The following is a 14,796-nucleotide window of genomic DNA, read 5'->3' as shown; positions in this document are numbered from 1 at the left end:
TGCGGTTCGGCAGCGCCCCAAAGGGGCGCGGGGAACTGCGCGACCAGCCACGACGGGCCCGCAGCCGATCGACGGGCCCATCGCGGTGCTACCGGCGGAGCGCTCAGCTCCAGACGTTGCCCTGGTTCTGACCGCGTGCCCCCTGCTGCCCCATGCCGTACTGGGCGGCCAGACCGGAGCCGATCGCCGCGTTCTGCGGCGGCAGCAGCTCGCTGGGCTGGACGAGCGCGTAGCCGGTGCCCATGAAGCTGAGCTCCCAGCCCTCACCGGTGTTGCCACGCCGGCGCCACACCCCGGAGGAGTGCGTCTGGGCCTGCATCTGCACCCGCAGCCCGGTCGACCAGGCGACGATCGCGTCGGCATCGCAGTTGACGTACTTGTCGGGCGTGACCTGCATCATCAGGGGCGCGCCCGAGGTCATCAGGGCGACCCTGCCGCGGCCGGTGATGTTGAGCTGGTACTTCCCGGAGCCGGAGATGCCGTACTGGCTGTCCACGGCGATGACGTCGTAGTGCAGCGAGGAGTCCATGGCCAGCACATAGCTGCCGTCGACGGTCAGCCCGTCCTGCTCCACATCCATCAGGTGGATGTGCTGGGCGAGGTTGGCGAGGTAGACCGTGCCCTGTCCGTGGCAGCGCATGAGGTCCAGGCCCTCGCCGGTGTACGCACGCGCGCGTCCCTGCTGGTTGCTCTGGTACTCGGCGTCGAACTCCATCAGGCCCTGGTAGGCGACCATCGTGCCCTTGCGGGCGAGGATGTCGTCGTGGCCCTCCAGGGTGACGCGGAGCATCTGCTTGTTCTGCAGACTCCAGCGTTCCTGGGTCTGCGAGTCGTTGTGCGCGAAAAGTGGACTCTGCATGGCGTTTCTGGCTCCCCCTCAGCCCCGGACCCGAAGGCGGTCCGTGCTGTCCTCGCTGGGCTGGACGACGACGATGCCCTGGCCCGAGAAGGCCATCTGGTAGGCCTCGCCGCTGCCCCGGCCGATGAGCGACTGCGCCTTGAAGCTGCGCTTGCCCTTCACCTTGAGGTTCGGCGACCAGGCGACGAGCGCGTCGGGGTCGACGTACGTCTCGTCCTCGCCGCCTCCGCAGTCGACGACGATCGGCTTGCCCCGGGAGGTCAGTGCGACCCAGCCCTGCCCGGAGATCTTGGTGTTCCACAGGCCCTGTCCGGCGAACTTCGCAAGCCCCTTGACGCGTTCGACGCCCCAGGTGAGGTGTGCGTCGAAGGCGAGCAGATTGGTGGCGTTGACCGAGATGCCGTCGCCGTTGAGGTTGATGACGACGACGTTCGCCCCGTAGTCGGCGAGGTAGAGCAGGCCGTCGCCGGTGCACTTCATCAAAGGCGCGCCCTCGCCGGTCATCCAGTCGCGTGCGATCTGACGCACGGCCGGCGGGTTGGGCTCGTACTGGACGAAGCCCTCGTAGGCGACCATCGAGCCCACGCGCGCGAAGAGGTCGTTCCCGGTCTGCATGGCGACCTTCAGCATGTGGTTGCCGTGGTTCTCCATGCGCGCGGTGACGGGTGCGGGGGCGTAGCCCGCGAGCGGCTGGTTCATGACGGGCTCCCTCAGACCTCGTACGGCTGGACGACGATGAAGTTGCCGGGAGCGCCCCGGAACTGGAGATTCACGCTCTCGCCGGTGTCGCCGGGATAGGCGTTGCGGCGCATCCGCACCTGGCTGGAGACGACCACCTGGGAGGCGGCCGACCAGGCGACGACGGCGTTGCAGTCGGCGAACGTGGTGGGCGTGACCGGCAGGACGACGGGCGTGCCGTGCGTCTTCACGACGATCGTGCCGGTGCCCTGGAACTGCATGGTGAACAGCGCGCCCCCGGGGATGCCGTGGCCCTCGATGCGGCGGACCTCGTACTGGAGGCTCTCGTCGAAGGCGAGGACGTTCTCGGCGGAGACGCAGAGGGCGTCGCCCTGGAGTTCGACGGGGTGGAGGTGGGTGGAGTTCTCGGCGAGGAAGACCTGCCCCTGGCCGGTGCAGCGCATCAGCTGCATTTCCTGGCCGGTCGCGTTGCCCACGATCCGGCCTGCGAACCCGGCGCCCTTGTAGCTGAAGTCGACCTTGCCCTGGTAGAGGACCATGCTGCCCTGCCGGGCGAGCACGGGCTGGCCGCCGACGCCGAGGTCGACGCGGATCAACTTCTTGTTCTGCTGCGTCCAGCGCTGTCCGGTGGGCGTCTCCTTGAACTGCTGGAGCGCGGCGGTCACACCGGCGCCGCCCTGGGGCGCGCCCTGCGGGACGCCGTACGCCCCCTGCTGGCCCGGGACCTGCCCGAACGGCGGCTGATGGCCGTAGCCGGGCGGCTGGTTCGGCTGGCCGTAGCCGGGTGGGGCCTGCGGGGCGTGGGGCTGCTGGCCGTAGCCGGGCGGCATGGGCGCGACCGGCGCGGAAGGCTGACCGTAGGGCTGCTGCTGGGGCGGCTGTCCGTAGGGCGCGGGGGCCGGAGCGGGGGGCGGGACCTGGCCGCCGCCGGGCGGGGTCATGGGCGCGACGATGGTCGGCGCGGCGTGCATCGACGGCGCGGGCGCCGGGGCATGCGGCGTTGTCGCGCCGGGCGGAGGCACGAAGCCCTGGGCGGCGGGCTGCGGGGCGGGGGCTGCCGGTGCGCCGAAGGCGGGCGGGGCGAAGCCCGGAGCGGCGGCAGCGGCCTGCGGCTGCTGCGGGGCGGCGGGAGCCTCCTCCTCGGCGACCTCGCCGCCGAAGTTCTTCAGCAGCGCCTCCAGTCCGCCGTCGAAGCCCTGTCCGACGGCCGCGAACCGCCACACGTCCTTCAGATAGAAGTCGCCCAGCATCACGGCGCGCTCGGTGGTGAACTCCGAGCCGTTGAACGCGTAGCGGGCCACTTCCTCGCCGCCGGCGACGATGCGGAGGTAGCCGGGGCCGATCTGTGACATCTGTCCGGCGCCGTCGAGGGTCGCCGTGAAGGCCAGCTTCTGGATCTGCGGCGGGATCCGGTCCAGCGTGATGCGGAAGGATTCCGTGTCGCCGGCCTGGGCGCCCAGGAGCTGGATGGACTCCTCGGGAGACTTCGGCTGGTTGAAGAAGACGAAGTACCGGTCGTCCGAGAGCCGTTCGTCGGCGTCGAGGCCGAAGCAGCTGATGTCGAAGGTCAGACCGGGACCGGCGATCTGCACGCCTACGTACAGATCGGTGCCCGCGGTGAGGTCACTGATCCTGGCCTTGTGGCCGCGTTGGAATTCCCTGGGCATGCGTAACGACCGTCCCCCATCCCGATTGCGAGTGCGTCGCGTCAGGCTAACGGCAAAGTCCGACAACGCACGATGTCGGTACAGACCCGGTACACAACCCGCGTCACGTGGTATCGGACGCGTTCACTGCGCGCGCGGTGCAGGTCACTCACTCGTCGCGTGCGCCGGGCAGGTGGGGCAGCCGTTCGGCCGCGACGACGCCCTCCAGGTAGCCACGGGCGCGCTCGGTGCGCGGGTACGCCTCCAGCAGTCGCCAGAAGTCGGGGCCGTGGCCGGGCACGAGCAGATGCGCGAGTTCGTGGGCGAGGACGTAGTCGATGACGTACTCGGGCATGCCCTTGAGGCGGTGCGACAGGCGGATGCTGCCCTCGGCCGGGGTGCACGAGCCCCAGCGGGTGTTCTGGTTGGTCACCCAACGCACCGAGGTGGGCCGGGCCCGACCGTCGAAGCACTGGGCCGACAGCCGCTCGGCGCGCTCGGCCAACTCCGCGTCGCCGGGCACCCGCCGGCTCTCCTGGGCGGCGAGTTTGTCGAGCATGACGCTCACCCAGCGTTGTTCCTCGGCCTCGGACATCCGGGCGGGGATGAGCACGATGGTGCGATCGCCCTCGCGGTACGCGGAGACCGTCCGACGTCGACGGGGACTCCTGCGGACCTCGATCGCGCTCACCCCGGAGCCGCTCGGCGGCTGGCTCGTCGGCTTCCGCTGTGGCGTTCCGGCGCGGTGCAGTGGGTCGGCGGGCACGCCCCGACGTTACCCGCTGCACACGGGGGAAGTCCCGACTCCGGGACGGTTCGGTTCCGATCTCTCCCGCCGCATTCGCCTCATACGATGGATCTATATGATGAACGCCCCTGCCTGTGGACAACTTTCGGCAGGCTCGGACGGGTCCGGGCATGCTGGCACTCGTCGGCGGAGCGAGGAGGACCCCACGCCCCTCGTTCCGCCGACGTGACGGGGAGTTTCCAGGCATACGGGGGCCTTTGATGCATCCGATGGTGAAGCCCGCGCTGCGGCGCGGCTGGCGTGACCTCAACACGGTGCAGTTCGGAATGACTCCGGCGCACGCACTGACGCTCGGCCCGGTGGACACGGCGACGGGCAGTTTCCTCGACCTGCTGGACGGCACCCGCGGGCTCGCGCTGCTGCGCGAGGAGGGCCGCCGCATGGACCTGCCCGACGGGCATGTCGACCGGCTGGTGGAGCGGCTGGCGCGGGCGGGGCTGCTCGACGACGCGCGCGGCGGCGGGCCGGAAGCCGCGGCCCTGCGGGAGAAGACGGCGGTCCTGGACCGGCTGCGCCCCGACCTGGCCGCGCTGTCCCTCATCACCTCCGATCCGGGAGACGCGATCGAGCAGCTCACCGCCCGACGCCGGCTGCGGGTCCAGGTACGCGGAGCGGGCCGGGTCGGCGTGGTACTGGCGGCGCTGCTGTCGGGTGCGGGGATCGGCGAGGTGGACGTGCGCGACGGCGGCCGGGTGGAGCCGCAGGACGTCGCGCCGGGCGGCCTGCCCGCCGAGGCGGTCGGCGAGCGTCGGGACGAGGCGGCCCGCCGCGCCGTACGCCGGGCCGCCCCGGACCGCCCGCCCCGCAGAAGCACAAGGTCACCGGCCGAGCCGGACACCCCCGGCTTCTCCCTGGTGATCCTCGCCCCACGGGACGACGTGTCCGTGCACGCGCCCGATCCCTCGGCGGCGGAGCCCCTCATCGCCTCCGGCACACCGCACCTCTATGCGGGGGTCGTGGAGGGAACGGGCGTTGTCGGGCCGCTCGTCCTGCCGGGTGAGACGGGCTGCGCCGGGTGCCTGCAGGAGGAGCGCACCGACCGGGACCCGGCGTGGCCTCGCCTGGTCGCGCAGTGGCACTCCGGGAGGAAACGCGCGGCGCGGGCCTGTGATGTGACGCTGGCCATGACCGTGGCCGGGCTCGCGGCCGCCCACGCGCTCACCTTCCTCGACGGCCGGACCCCGTCGAGCACGGGCGCCCGCTGGGAGGTCTTCGTTCCCACCCTCCAGTGGCACGCGCGTCCGGTATGGCCCCACTTGGACTGTCCGTGCGGGGCCGCGGAGAAAGGTAAGCGGGAACACACCTCCGAGGACGAGGCATCGCACGCGACAATGGCAGAGCAACGGCAATCGACGGAGTTACGCCGTACGACGGACGCGGCGCGGCTGGCTGGGACCTGGAGGGCGCATGTCTGATCTTCCCCGGAAGGCGGTTACCCGAACCGCCAAGCTCGCCGCGCTCCCGCTCGGCTTCGCCGGGCGGGCGACCTGGGGTCTGGGCAAGCGGATCGTGGGCGAGTCCGCGGAGATCGTCGGCCGCGAGCTGCAGCAGCGCACCGCCGAGCAGCTCTTCAAGGTGCTGGGCGAGCTGAAAGGGGGTGCGATGAAGTTCGGGCAGGCCCTGTCCGTCTTCGAGTCGGCGCTTCCCGAGGAGGTCGCCGGCCCGTACCGCGCGGCCCTCACCAAACTCCAGGACGCGGCGCCGCCGATGCCGACCCGCACGGTGCACTCCGTGCTCACGGACCGGCTCGGAGCAGACTGGCGCGAGCTGTTCCTGGAGTTCGACGACAAGCCGGCCGCCGCGGCCTCGATCGGTCAGGTGCATCGAGCGGTGTGGCACGACGGCCGGGAGGTCGCGGTCAAGGTCCAGTACCCCGGGGCCGGTGAGGCGCTGCTGTCGGACCTGAACCAACTCAGCCGCTTCGCCCGCCTGTTGGGCCCCCTCATCCCGGGCATGGACGTCAAGCCGCTGATCTCCGAGCTCCGGGACCGGGTCTCCGAGGAACTCGACTACAGCCTGGAGGCGCAGGCCCAGCAGGCCCATGCGGAGGAGTTCTGCGACGATCCCGACGTGGTGGTCCCGGCGGTGGTCCACCAGTGCGACCAGGTACTGATCACCGAGTGGATCGACGGCGTGCCCATGTCCGAGGTGATCGCCGACGGCACTCCTGAGCAGCGCAACCGTGCCGGCCAGCTGCTGTCCCGTTTCCTGTTCTCCGGTCCGGCCCGCACCGGTCTGCTGCACGCCGACCCGCACCCCGGCAACTTCCGCCTTCTGCCCGGCGGACCGGACGGCGAGGACGACTGGCGGCTGGGCGTCCTGGACTTCGGAACCGTGGACCGGCTCCCCGGCGGCCTGCCGGATCCCATCGGCCGGTCCCTGCGCATGACCTTGGACGGTGCGGCGGAGGAGGTCTACGAACTCCTCCGCACGGAGGGTTTCGTCAAGGAATCCATCGAGCTGGATCCCGACGCGGTCCTCGACTACCTGCTGCCGATCATCGAGCCGGCCGGAGTGGAGGAGTTCACGTTCACCCGCGGCTGGATGCGCAGCCAGGCGGCCCGGATCGCCGACCCCCGCTCCCCCGCCCACCAGCTGGGCAAGCAGCTCAACCTCCCGCCGGCCTACCTGCTGATACATCGGGTGACGCTCAGCACGATCGGTGTGCTGTGCCAACTCGGCGCCACGGTGCGGCTGCGCGAGGAGCTGGAGGAGTGGCTGCCCGGGTTCCTTGCGGAGGAGGTCCTGGAAGCACTGGAAGCCTTGGATGCGGAGGGGTCGGTGGCGGAGGCCTGAGGCACCCGTCTGTGACGCACCTCACCACCAGGCGGAGTCCAGTCGTCCTTCGATCGCCCTGAGGTTCTCGCGGGCGCAGGCCTCGCAGAAGTAGCGGCGGGCGCCGTTCTCCACGGAGCAGGTCCACGGGACGGGCGGCGGCTGCTCCGCCCGGGTGCCGCAGCGGGCGCACACAAGAGGGCGGGGTTCCGTCGGGGAACCGCCTCGGTCACTGTCTCCGGGAAGACTCGTCACCTTCGGGACGATAGCGCTGCGGCGGCGGATCGGCCGTACAACGCACCGCGGGGGTCGGTCCGTTCGGACGGACCGACCCCCGCGGGGTGAGCTTCGCCTCCCTCTGTGGGAAGGCCACCGCTTCAGGTGTGCGTGGTTACTGCATCACGGCCATGGCGAGCGCCCGGCGGGCGCGCAGCGAGGCGCGCTCGGCCCGAGCCTGCATCCGGCGAGCGGTCGCCAGGCGCAGGGCCCGGCGTTCCCGCTCGGCCTCGTGCAGTCGGTCGTGCATATGCGCACGAGCCAGGGCTTCTGGGATGAGTTGCATCTCGCGGGTCCTGTTCTGACGCGAGTCGTACGCGCCGGTGGTGCTGATGTCTTCGGTCGCGGAGCCTGCGGGCTCGCTGGTGAACGGCTTCATCGGGGCCTGCTTCTTGGGGTCTTGCGTGAGGGGGCGGTCGATCGTTCCTGTGGTGTTCATGCCGTGACCGGGTTCTTGCGCGGGCGACCACGCGGCCGCTTCCGGGCGACGACGACACCCTGGACGAACAGCTCGCCACCCCAGACGCCCCAGGGCTCGCGCCGCTCCTTGGCGCCGGCGAGGCAGGCCTCGATCAGCGGGCAAGTGCGGCAGAGGGACTTGGCGTACTCGACGTCTGCCGGCGACTCGGCGAAGAAGACCTCCGGGTCGTAGGAGCGGCAGGGGACGGGTACGCCGAGGTTCTCGATGGCGTCGTCGAGCGCGGTGAGCGCCGTGAGCGGGGTCAAGGTGGAGTCCTCCGTGAGGCCGGGCGGGGGGATCGTTTCGGAAGGCGGTACGGACGGGGCGTGCGCTTCGAGTTGCACGGTTCGTCTTCCTCGTCTGGTCGGTCCGGCCCTGTGGGGCCGAGTGGCGGCTGGTACCGGGTTCTCTTCTTGTCCCGAGGCCCCTTCGCTCCGTCGTCCCCGTGGGAGGACAAACAGAAGGGCCGCGGATCCCGGGTGGGGTTCCGCGGCCCTGAAGGCGCCGGCCTGATTGTCGATCAGGCTGGATCACTCCAGGGTTCTGGCCCACGGAAGGCCCACATCAGGTGGTGCTGCGTCGTCTGCTTCCGGGATCCGGCACCGGCTGCCGCAAAGGCATAGGCGTGCGCCTGTGCCCCTACTGCTTCCAGTGCCTTGGTCGGTCGCTCATTGCGCTCGCGGACGGGAAGACCCGCGGGGGCAACGGAGGAGGACGCCAGCCGGTCGGCACGAATGCCGGACAGACCGGTGCCCAGGACCGAGGTGCCGAGCATGCACGTGGAGACGACAGAGCGATCGTTCAGTTTGGCGGTGGAGCTGCTGTTGGTGATGATCACTGGAATCGCCTCCTCTCGGCGTCTCGGGGGACCGGGGTGAACCCAGTCCGACGGATATGCAAGTACAGCACGGAATCAGGGCCTTCGAGAAGGCCGCCGTCCCCGTGGCTTAGAACCTATGGGGATTGCCGGGGCATGCGCAAACTATTTTTCCGACGAGTTCGGATCAGTTCCCCGTCCTCCCTCCATCCGTCCCCCATGCGCTGTTCCTCAGCCGCTGTCTTCGTCTCCTCCGACGTCTTGGCCTGCGCAGATGGCCAGGACGTCGGCTCCGTAGCGGTTGAGCTTGCGTATGCCGACTCCCGGAATCCGCGCGAGCTCGCCCTCCTCGTCGGGGACGGCCTCGGCGATCGCCATCAGCGTCTTGTCGGTGAAGACGCAGAACGCCGGCTGGCCGCCGCGCTGCGCCTGGGCCGCGCGCCAGTCCCGAAGCCGTTCGTAGAGCCCCTCGTCCATGTCGGACGGGCAGTCCTCGCAGCGCATCAGCTTCATCTCGCCGGCGTCGGTCAGGGTGCGTCCGCAGACCCGGCAGCGGGCGGGGGTGCGCTGGGTCCGGCGCGGCACGACGGGGGCACCCACGGCGGTCCCGGTGAAGCCGCGCTCGATTCCTCCGGCGCCACCGGCGCCGACGCGGCCGACGGCGACGCCCGAACCGGGGCGCAGGCCGTCGAGGAAGCGGCTGGGGCGGCGGCTCGGGCGGCCGCCGGGTGAGCGGGACAGCGCCCAGGAGACGTGCAGGCGCTCGCGGGCGCGGGTGACCCCGACGTAGAGGAGCCGGCGCTCCTCCTCGATCTGCTCGTCGGTTCTGGCGTAGGTGATCGGCATCATGCCCTCGGCGACGCCGACCAGGAACACGACGTCCCACTCCAGGCCCTTGGCCGAGTGCAGCGAGGCCAGGGTGACGCCCTGGACGGTCGGGGCGTGCTGGGCGCCGGCCCGTTCGTCGAGCTCGGCGACCAAGTCGGCGAGCGTGGCGCCGGGCTGGGCGGCGCAGAAGTCATGGGCCAGGTTGACCAGCGCGGCCAGTGACTCCCAGCGTTCTCTGACGGCTCCGGAACCGGCCGGCGGCTGGGACGTCCAGCCCTCGCCCGAGAGGACGGCCCGCACCTGGGAGGGCAGGTCGACGGCGTCTTCGAGGAGGGTGTCGTTGCCGCCGAAGCGGGCCGCGCCGCGCAGGGCGACACCGGCCTTGCGCACCTCCGGGCGGTCGAAGAAACGCTCGGCACCGCGCAGCTGGTAGGGGATGCCGAGGTCGGCCAGGGCCTGTTCGTAGGTCTCCGACTGCGCGTTGGTGCGGAACAGGATGGCGATCTCGGCGGCCGGGACACCGGCGTCGAGGAGCTCGCGGATGCGGCGGGCCGCGCCCTCGGCCTCGGCGGGCTCGTCGGAGTACTCGGTGTAGCCGGGGTCGGGTCCCGGGTCGCGCTGGGAGACCAGCTCCAGGCGGTGGTCGGCGGCGCGGCCCCTGGCCTGGGAGAGCAGGCCGTTGGCCAGGTGGACGACCTGGGGGGTGGAGCGGTAGTCGCGGACGAGCTTGACGACCGTGGCGCCGGGGTGGCGGGTGCGGAAGTCGAGGAGGTGGTCGGGGGTGGCGCCGGTGAAGGAGTAGATCGTCTGGCTGGCGTCGCCGACCACGCACAGGTCGTCCCGATCTCCGAGCCACAGCTCCAACAGGCGCTGCTGGAGGGGGCTGACGTCCTGGTACTCGTCGACCACGAAGTGCTGGTACTGGGCGCGGACCTGTTCGGCGATGTCGTGCCGGTCCTGGAGGACGGCGACGGTCAGCAGCAGGACGTCCTCGAAGTCGATGACGGCGCGCTCCCGCTTGAGGTTCTCGTAGGCGGCGTAGAGCTGGGCGATCTCGGCGGGGTCCCGGGGGATCGCGCGGCCCGCCTTGGCGGCGGCCAGGGCGTAGTCGGCGGGGACGGTCTGGGTGACCTTGGACCACTCGATCTCCGCGGTGGCGTCCCGCAGCTCACCCCGGTCGAGACGGATGCGGCAGGCGGCGGCCGCGTCGGCGACGAGTTGGATCTTCCGGTCGATGAGTCGGGGCAGGGAGCCACCGATCGCTTTCGGCCAGAAGTACTGCAGCTGGCGCAGGGCCGCGGAGTGGAAGGTGCGGGCCTGGACGCCCTGGGCGCCGAGTTGGCGGAGCCGGCCGCGCATCTCCCCGGCGGCCCGGTTGGTGAAGGTGACGGCGAGCACACTGGAGGGGTGCAGCATGCCGGCCCGCACCCCGTAGGCGATGCGGTGCGTGATGGCCCGCGTCTTGCCCGTGCCGGCTCCTGCCAGCACGCACACCGGGCCGCGCAGGGCGGTCGCCACCTCGCGCTGCTCGGGGTCGAGCCCTTCGAGCACCGCGTCGGCCGAGTCCGGTACCTGCGGGAAAAGGGGGGAGTGCGTTGCTGCTGTCACATGGCCATGCTGCCAGGTCGGCGGAGACGGGCGGGCCGGTTGTCCACAGGCGGGGCCTCGCAGTCGTACTAATGCGGCGAGCGTCACCTTCGGCCTTCGCGCCGCACAGCGCCTCTCGGGAATGGTGGCTCTTCGGCGTACGTTCTCTCCTCTGCGACCGCCTGTACCCCCGACCCGCCGAAGGAGCACAAGAGACATGCTGGGCACTGTGACGATGTACAGCACCACGTGGTGCGGCTACTGCCAGCGGCTGAAGAAGCAGCTCGACCGCGAGGGCATCGGATACACCGAGATCAACATCGAGCACGACCCGGCGTCCGCGGCGTTCGTGGAGAAGGCGAATGGCGGAAACCAGACGGTGCCGACAGTGCAGGTGGTTCCCGCCAACGGTGGGGCCGAGGTCGTGATGACCAACCCGAGCCTTGCCCAGGTGAAGCAGGCACTCGGCGCCTGACCCTTTCGACGCGAAACCCCTGACCGGCCTTGGTGCTGGTCGGGGGTTTCATGCTCCCTGGGCGTACGTGCGTACCGGAGGCGGCCGAACGCGAGACCTCTCGGCCGGCCCGGCGGTAGAGTCCGCACGTGCGTTGATCTTCCGGGCGGCGGCCGAGCGCTGCCGCAGACGGTGCGGGTGTCCCCGATGACTTCGGGGCCGCCCGGTCGGCATGCCCGTCATCACTCCACCGGAGATCACGCAATGACTGCTCAGCAGCCCCTCGCCTACGAGGCGTTCGTCGAACTCGCCGCCGCCGATCCAGCTGTCGTCGGCCTTGTCCTCAAGGGTTCCCGGGCCCACGAGGGCATGCTCACCGAGCACTCCGACCACGACCTGTACGTCGTCCTCGCCGATGGTGCGACGACGGCCCTCACCCGGTTCACGGGGCACCGCACCCCGCAACTCGACCTCGTCGTCCTCTCCCTCGACGAGTTCCGCGCCGCCGGAATGCCCGGCTTCGAGCGGTACGCCCTCGCCCGCGCCCGGATCGTGCTCGACCGGCTCGACGGAGGCATCGCCGAGATCCTGGCCGGCAAGGCACGGCTCGACGCCGATGAAGCCTTCGAGGAGGCGGGCGGATGGCTCGACGCCTACGCCAACTCCCTCTACCGCTCGGTCAAGAACGACCGTGACGGGCAGGCGCTCGCGGCCCGTCTGGACGCCGCCGACAGCGTCCGGTTTCTGCTGGAGTCGCTCTTCGCTCTCGACCGCCGCCCCCGCCCCTACAACAAGTACCTGGAATGGGAGCTCGCCCGATTCCCCCTGCCCGGCTGGGACACCGGCATGCTGCTCGACGCCGTGGACCGCGTCTCGGGAACGGGCGACGTGTCCACACAGCGTCATCTCTTCGCCCAGGTCGAGGCAGTGGCCCGGAGAGCCGGGCACGGCGCTGTACTGGACGCATGGGGTGAGGACTTGCACCTGATGCGACCGCAGTAGGAGCGCCGCGGGCACCCGGGGGTGGCCGTCCCCGGGCCGGGACGGCCACCTCTACGTCGTTCTCAGATGAAACTGCGGGTCGGCAGCGGCTTGCCGTACCAGAGCTCGATCAGCCGGGCCGCGATGGAGATGCCGTACGGGGGCAGCACCTCGCCGGACTCGAAGGCGACGCCGAGCTCGTCACGGGAGAACCAGCGGGCCTCGTGGATCTCGTCTCCGTCGACGTTGATGTCGGTGGAGGTGGCGCGGGCCATGAAGCCCAGCATGAGGCTGGACGGGAAGGGCCAGGGCTGGCTGGCGATGTACTCGACCTCGCCGACGGTGATGCCGGCCTCCTCGAACACCTCACGGCGCACGGACTGCTCGATGGACTCGCCGGGCTCCACGAAGCCGGCGAGGGTGGAGAACCGGCCCTCGGGCCAGTGGACCTGGCGGCCGAGGAGGATGCGGTCCTCCTCGTCCGTGACGGCCATGATCACCGCGGGGTCGGTGCGCGGGTAGTGCTCGGCGCCGCAGGCGGGGCAGCGACGGATGTGGCCGGCGGCGGCGATCACGGTGCGCTCGCCGCAGCGGGAGCAGAAGCGGTGGGTGCGCTGCCAGTTCTCCAGGCCGACCGCGTGCACCATCAGGCCCGTTTCGCGCGGCGCCAGCAACAGGCCGGCCTCGCGCAGTCCGGCCGGGCGCGCGGACTGGTCAATGCGGCCGGGCAGGGCGTCCTTCTGGAGGGCGAAGTAGCTGACGCCTTCCTCGTCGGTCCCCAGGAAGTAGCGGTGCGCCTCGGTGAGGGGCGCCTCGAACGACGGGGTCATGACGAGTTCGGTGCGGCCGTCGGGCGTCTCGTCGATGAGGACCTGGCCGCCCGAGACGACGAAGCAACGCGTGGTGGGGTGGCTCCACGCCGCGGCGAGCCAGGCCTCGTCGAGCCGGTGGTGGGCGGCCCGGTCGATGCCGCTGGGCGCGGTGAGCGAAACGGGTCGATCGGCGTTCTGGTCGGTCCAAGTGGTCACGGGTACTTCCAACTCCCCCGGTGGAACGGTTGTTTCGGCGGGCGGTTCAGCGGGACGTACGGCAGGGGACGACCGGTGGCGGTGAGGTCTCGCGGTGCGGGCCGGTCCGTCCAGTGTGCCCCGCGCGCGTGTCCCCTCCGGACCGAGCGCGGGCGTCAGGGCGCATGACGCCAGCTCTCGGCGAGGTCGCCCCACAGGTACGCGGTGGTCTCGACGCCCTTGAGGAGGAGGTCCAGCTCGATCTTCTCGTTCGGCGCGTGCCAGCCGTCCGAGGGCACGGAGACGCCGAGGAAGAGGACCGGGGCGCCGAGGACTTCCTGCAGGTCGGCGGCGGGTCCGGAGCCGCCCTCGCGGGTGAAGCGGACGGGTCCTTCGAAGGCGCGGCCCATGGCGCGGACCACGGATTCAAGGGCCGGGTGGTCCAGTGGGGTCAGGCACGGGCGCGTGGCCGGGCTGAACGCGATCTCGTGGCGGATCCCGGCGGGCACCTGCTCCTCGGCCCAGGCGCGGACGGCCTTCTCGATGTGGTCGGGGTCCTGGCCGGCGACCAGCCGGAACGACAGCTTCACGAACGCCGAGGACGGGATGATCGTCTTGCTGCCGGGGCCCTGGTAGCCGCCGCCGATGCCGTTGACCTCGGCGGTGGGGCGGGCCCAGATGCGCTCCAGGGTGGTGTGTCCGGCCTCGCCGTGGGTGGCGTGCGACCTGGCGGTGCGCAGCCACTCGTCCTCGTCGAAGGGGAGCTCGGCGAAGAGCTCGCGCTCGCGATCAGTGAGTTCGACGATGCCGTCGTAGAAGCCGGGGACGGCCACGCGCGTGTGTGTGTCGTGCAGGGCGGCCACAAGGCGAGCCGCCGCGGTGGCCGGGTTGGGCACGGCGCCGCCGAAGGAGCCCGAGTGGATGTCCTGGTCGGGGCCGAAGAGGCGGATCTCGCACTCGGCGAGGCCGCGCATGCCCGTGCACACCGTGGGGGTGTCCTCGGACCACATGCCGGTGTCGGAGACGATCACGGCGTCCGCCGCGAGCTGTCCCGCCCGCTCCTCGATGAGCGCTCGGAAGTTCGGGGAGCTGGACTCCTCCTCGCCCTCGATCAGCAGCTTGAGGTGGACGGCCGGGGCGGTCCGGCCGGTGGCGGCGAGGTGGGCGCGCACGCCCAGGGTGTGGAAGAAGACCTGGCCCTTGTCGTCAGCCGCCCCGCGCGCGTGGAGGCGGTTCTCGCGGACGACGGGCTCGAAGGGGTCGGTGTCCCAGCCGTCCTCGCGGGCGGCGGGCTGCACGTCGTGGTGGCCGTAGACCAGGACGGTGGGGGCCTGCGGATCGCCGGAGGGCCACTCGGCGTAGACGGTCGGGGCGCCCGGCGTCTGCCAGACCTCGACGGTCGGGAAGCCGGTCTCCTTGAGCTTGGCGGCGAGCCAGTCCGCGCTGCGCCGTACGTCGGGCGCGTGGTCGGGCTGCGCCGACACCGACGGGATGCGCAGCCACTCGGCGAGGTCGTCGAGGAAGGCGGCGCGGTGCTGCTCGATGTACGTGCGTACGGCGCTGACGGCACTGTCAACGGGATGGCTCATGGTCACGAGC

The 14,796-nt window shown here is 71.1% G+C and carries 15 protein-coding genes; 4 read left to right on the top strand and 11 right to left on the bottom strand.

Going from position 1 to position 14,796, the window contains the following annotated elements:
* Positions 1 to 103 precede the first annotated feature (103 nt).
* The 4 genes from ACIBTS_RS30470 to ACIBTS_RS30455 all read right to left on the bottom strand — a co-directional run bounded on the left by ACIBTS_RS30470 (position 104) and on the right by ACIBTS_RS30455 (position 3,970).
* The gene (locus tag ACIBTS_RS30470; protein WP_319677092.1) at positions 104 to 859 is read right to left on the bottom strand and encodes an AIM24 family protein; all 756 of its coding nucleotides are present in this window, start codon (positions 857 to 859) and stop codon (positions 104 to 106) included.
* Between the two features lie 18 nt (positions 860 to 877).
* Positions 878 to 1,558: an AIM24 family protein gene (locus tag ACIBTS_RS30465; RefSeq protein WP_079659796.1), complete on the bottom strand. Its 681-nt coding sequence runs from the start codon at positions 1,556 to 1,558 to the stop codon at positions 878 to 880.
* Between the two features lie 11 nt (positions 1,559 to 1,569).
* Complete coding sequence (locus ACIBTS_RS30460; RefSeq protein WP_399323578.1) at positions 1,570 to 3,225, bottom strand: TerD family protein; 1,656 nt, start codon at positions 3,223 to 3,225, stop codon at positions 1,570 to 1,572.
* A gap of 148 nt (positions 3,226 to 3,373) precedes the next feature.
* A complete protein-coding gene (locus ACIBTS_RS30455; RefSeq protein WP_079659800.1) occupies positions 3,374 to 3,970 on the bottom strand; it encodes a M48 family metallopeptidase in 597 nt (198 codons plus the stop codon).
* A gap of 242 nt (positions 3,971 to 4,212) precedes the next feature.
* Between ACIBTS_RS30455 and ACIBTS_RS30450 the strand changes: the two genes are divergently transcribed.
* Together ACIBTS_RS30450 and ACIBTS_RS30445 are read left to right on the top strand one after the other, a co-directional pair.
* A complete protein-coding gene (locus ACIBTS_RS30450) occupies positions 4,213 to 5,427 on the top strand; it encodes a TOMM precursor leader peptide-binding protein (protein WP_399323576.1) in 1,215 nt (404 codons plus the stop codon).
* Positions 5,420 to 6,808, top strand: coding sequence for an ABC1 kinase family protein (locus tag ACIBTS_RS30445; protein ID WP_399323574.1), 1,389 nt, complete (start codon positions 5,420 to 5,422; stop codon positions 6,806 to 6,808). The genes ACIBTS_RS30450 and ACIBTS_RS30445 overlap by 8 nt, the downstream gene beginning before the upstream one ends.
* A gap of 21 nt (positions 6,809 to 6,829) precedes the next feature.
* Here ACIBTS_RS30445 and ACIBTS_RS30440 read toward each other — a convergent pair whose 3' ends face one another.
* The 5 genes from ACIBTS_RS30440 to ACIBTS_RS30420 all read right to left on the bottom strand — a co-directional run bounded on the left by ACIBTS_RS30440 (position 6,830) and on the right by ACIBTS_RS30420 (position 10,776).
* On the bottom strand, positions 6,830 to 7,042 hold the full coding sequence (locus ACIBTS_RS30440; protein WP_399323572.1) for a hypothetical protein: 213 nt from the start codon (positions 7,040 to 7,042) through the stop codon (positions 6,830 to 6,832).
* A 136-nt stretch (positions 7,043 to 7,178) separates the two neighbouring features.
* Positions 7,179 to 7,502: a hypothetical protein gene (locus ACIBTS_RS30435; RefSeq protein ID WP_399323571.1), complete on the bottom strand. Its 324-nt coding sequence runs from the start codon at positions 7,500 to 7,502 to the stop codon at positions 7,179 to 7,181.
* On the bottom strand, positions 7,499 to 7,867 hold the full coding sequence (locus ACIBTS_RS30430; protein ID WP_019072119.1) for a WhiB family transcriptional regulator: 369 nt from the start codon (positions 7,865 to 7,867) through the stop codon (positions 7,499 to 7,501). The genes ACIBTS_RS30435 and ACIBTS_RS30430 overlap by 4 nt, the downstream gene beginning before the upstream one ends.
* Positions 7,868 to 8,043: 176 nt before the next feature.
* On the bottom strand, positions 8,044 to 8,361 hold the full coding sequence (locus tag ACIBTS_RS30425) for a hypothetical protein (RefSeq protein WP_399323569.1): 318 nt from the start codon (positions 8,359 to 8,361) through the stop codon (positions 8,044 to 8,046).
* Between the two features lie 210 nt (positions 8,362 to 8,571).
* A complete protein-coding gene (locus ACIBTS_RS30420) occupies positions 8,572 to 10,776 on the bottom strand; it encodes an ATP-dependent DNA helicase UvrD2 (protein WP_399323567.1) in 2,205 nt (734 codons plus the stop codon).
* A 196-nt stretch (positions 10,777 to 10,972) separates the two neighbouring features.
* Between ACIBTS_RS30420 and ACIBTS_RS30415 the strand changes: the two genes are divergently transcribed.
* A complete protein-coding gene (locus ACIBTS_RS30415; protein ID WP_079659806.1) occupies positions 10,973 to 11,230 on the top strand; it encodes a mycoredoxin in 258 nt (85 codons plus the stop codon).
* A gap of 243 nt (positions 11,231 to 11,473) precedes the next feature.
* Positions 11,474 to 12,211, top strand: a complete 738-nt coding sequence (locus tag ACIBTS_RS30410; protein ID WP_399323565.1) for a hypothetical protein — start codon at positions 11,474 to 11,476, stop codon at positions 12,209 to 12,211.
* Between the two features lie 62 nt (positions 12,212 to 12,273).
* Here the strand turns inward: ACIBTS_RS30410 and nudC are convergent, their stop codons facing one another.
* Together nudC and ACIBTS_RS30400 are read right to left on the bottom strand one after the other, a co-directional pair.
* Positions 12,274 to 13,218, bottom strand: a complete 945-nt coding sequence (nudC, locus tag ACIBTS_RS30405) for an NAD(+) diphosphatase (protein ID WP_399323563.1) — start codon at positions 13,216 to 13,218, stop codon at positions 12,274 to 12,276.
* Positions 13,219 to 13,373: 155 nt separating this feature from the next.
* Complete coding sequence (locus ACIBTS_RS30400) at positions 13,374 to 14,786, bottom strand: dipeptidase (RefSeq protein WP_399323561.1); 1,413 nt, start codon at positions 14,784 to 14,786, stop codon at positions 13,374 to 13,376.
* Positions 14,787 to 14,796 lie beyond the last annotated feature (10 nt).

Source organism: Streptomyces sp. NPDC050121 (assembly GCF_044460385.1).
GTDB lineage: Bacteria > Actinomycetota > Actinomycetes > Streptomycetales > Streptomycetaceae > Streptomyces > Streptomyces soliscabiei.
Note: the sequence above shows the minus strand (reverse complement) of the source record. Positions and strands in the feature narration are given on the sequence as shown.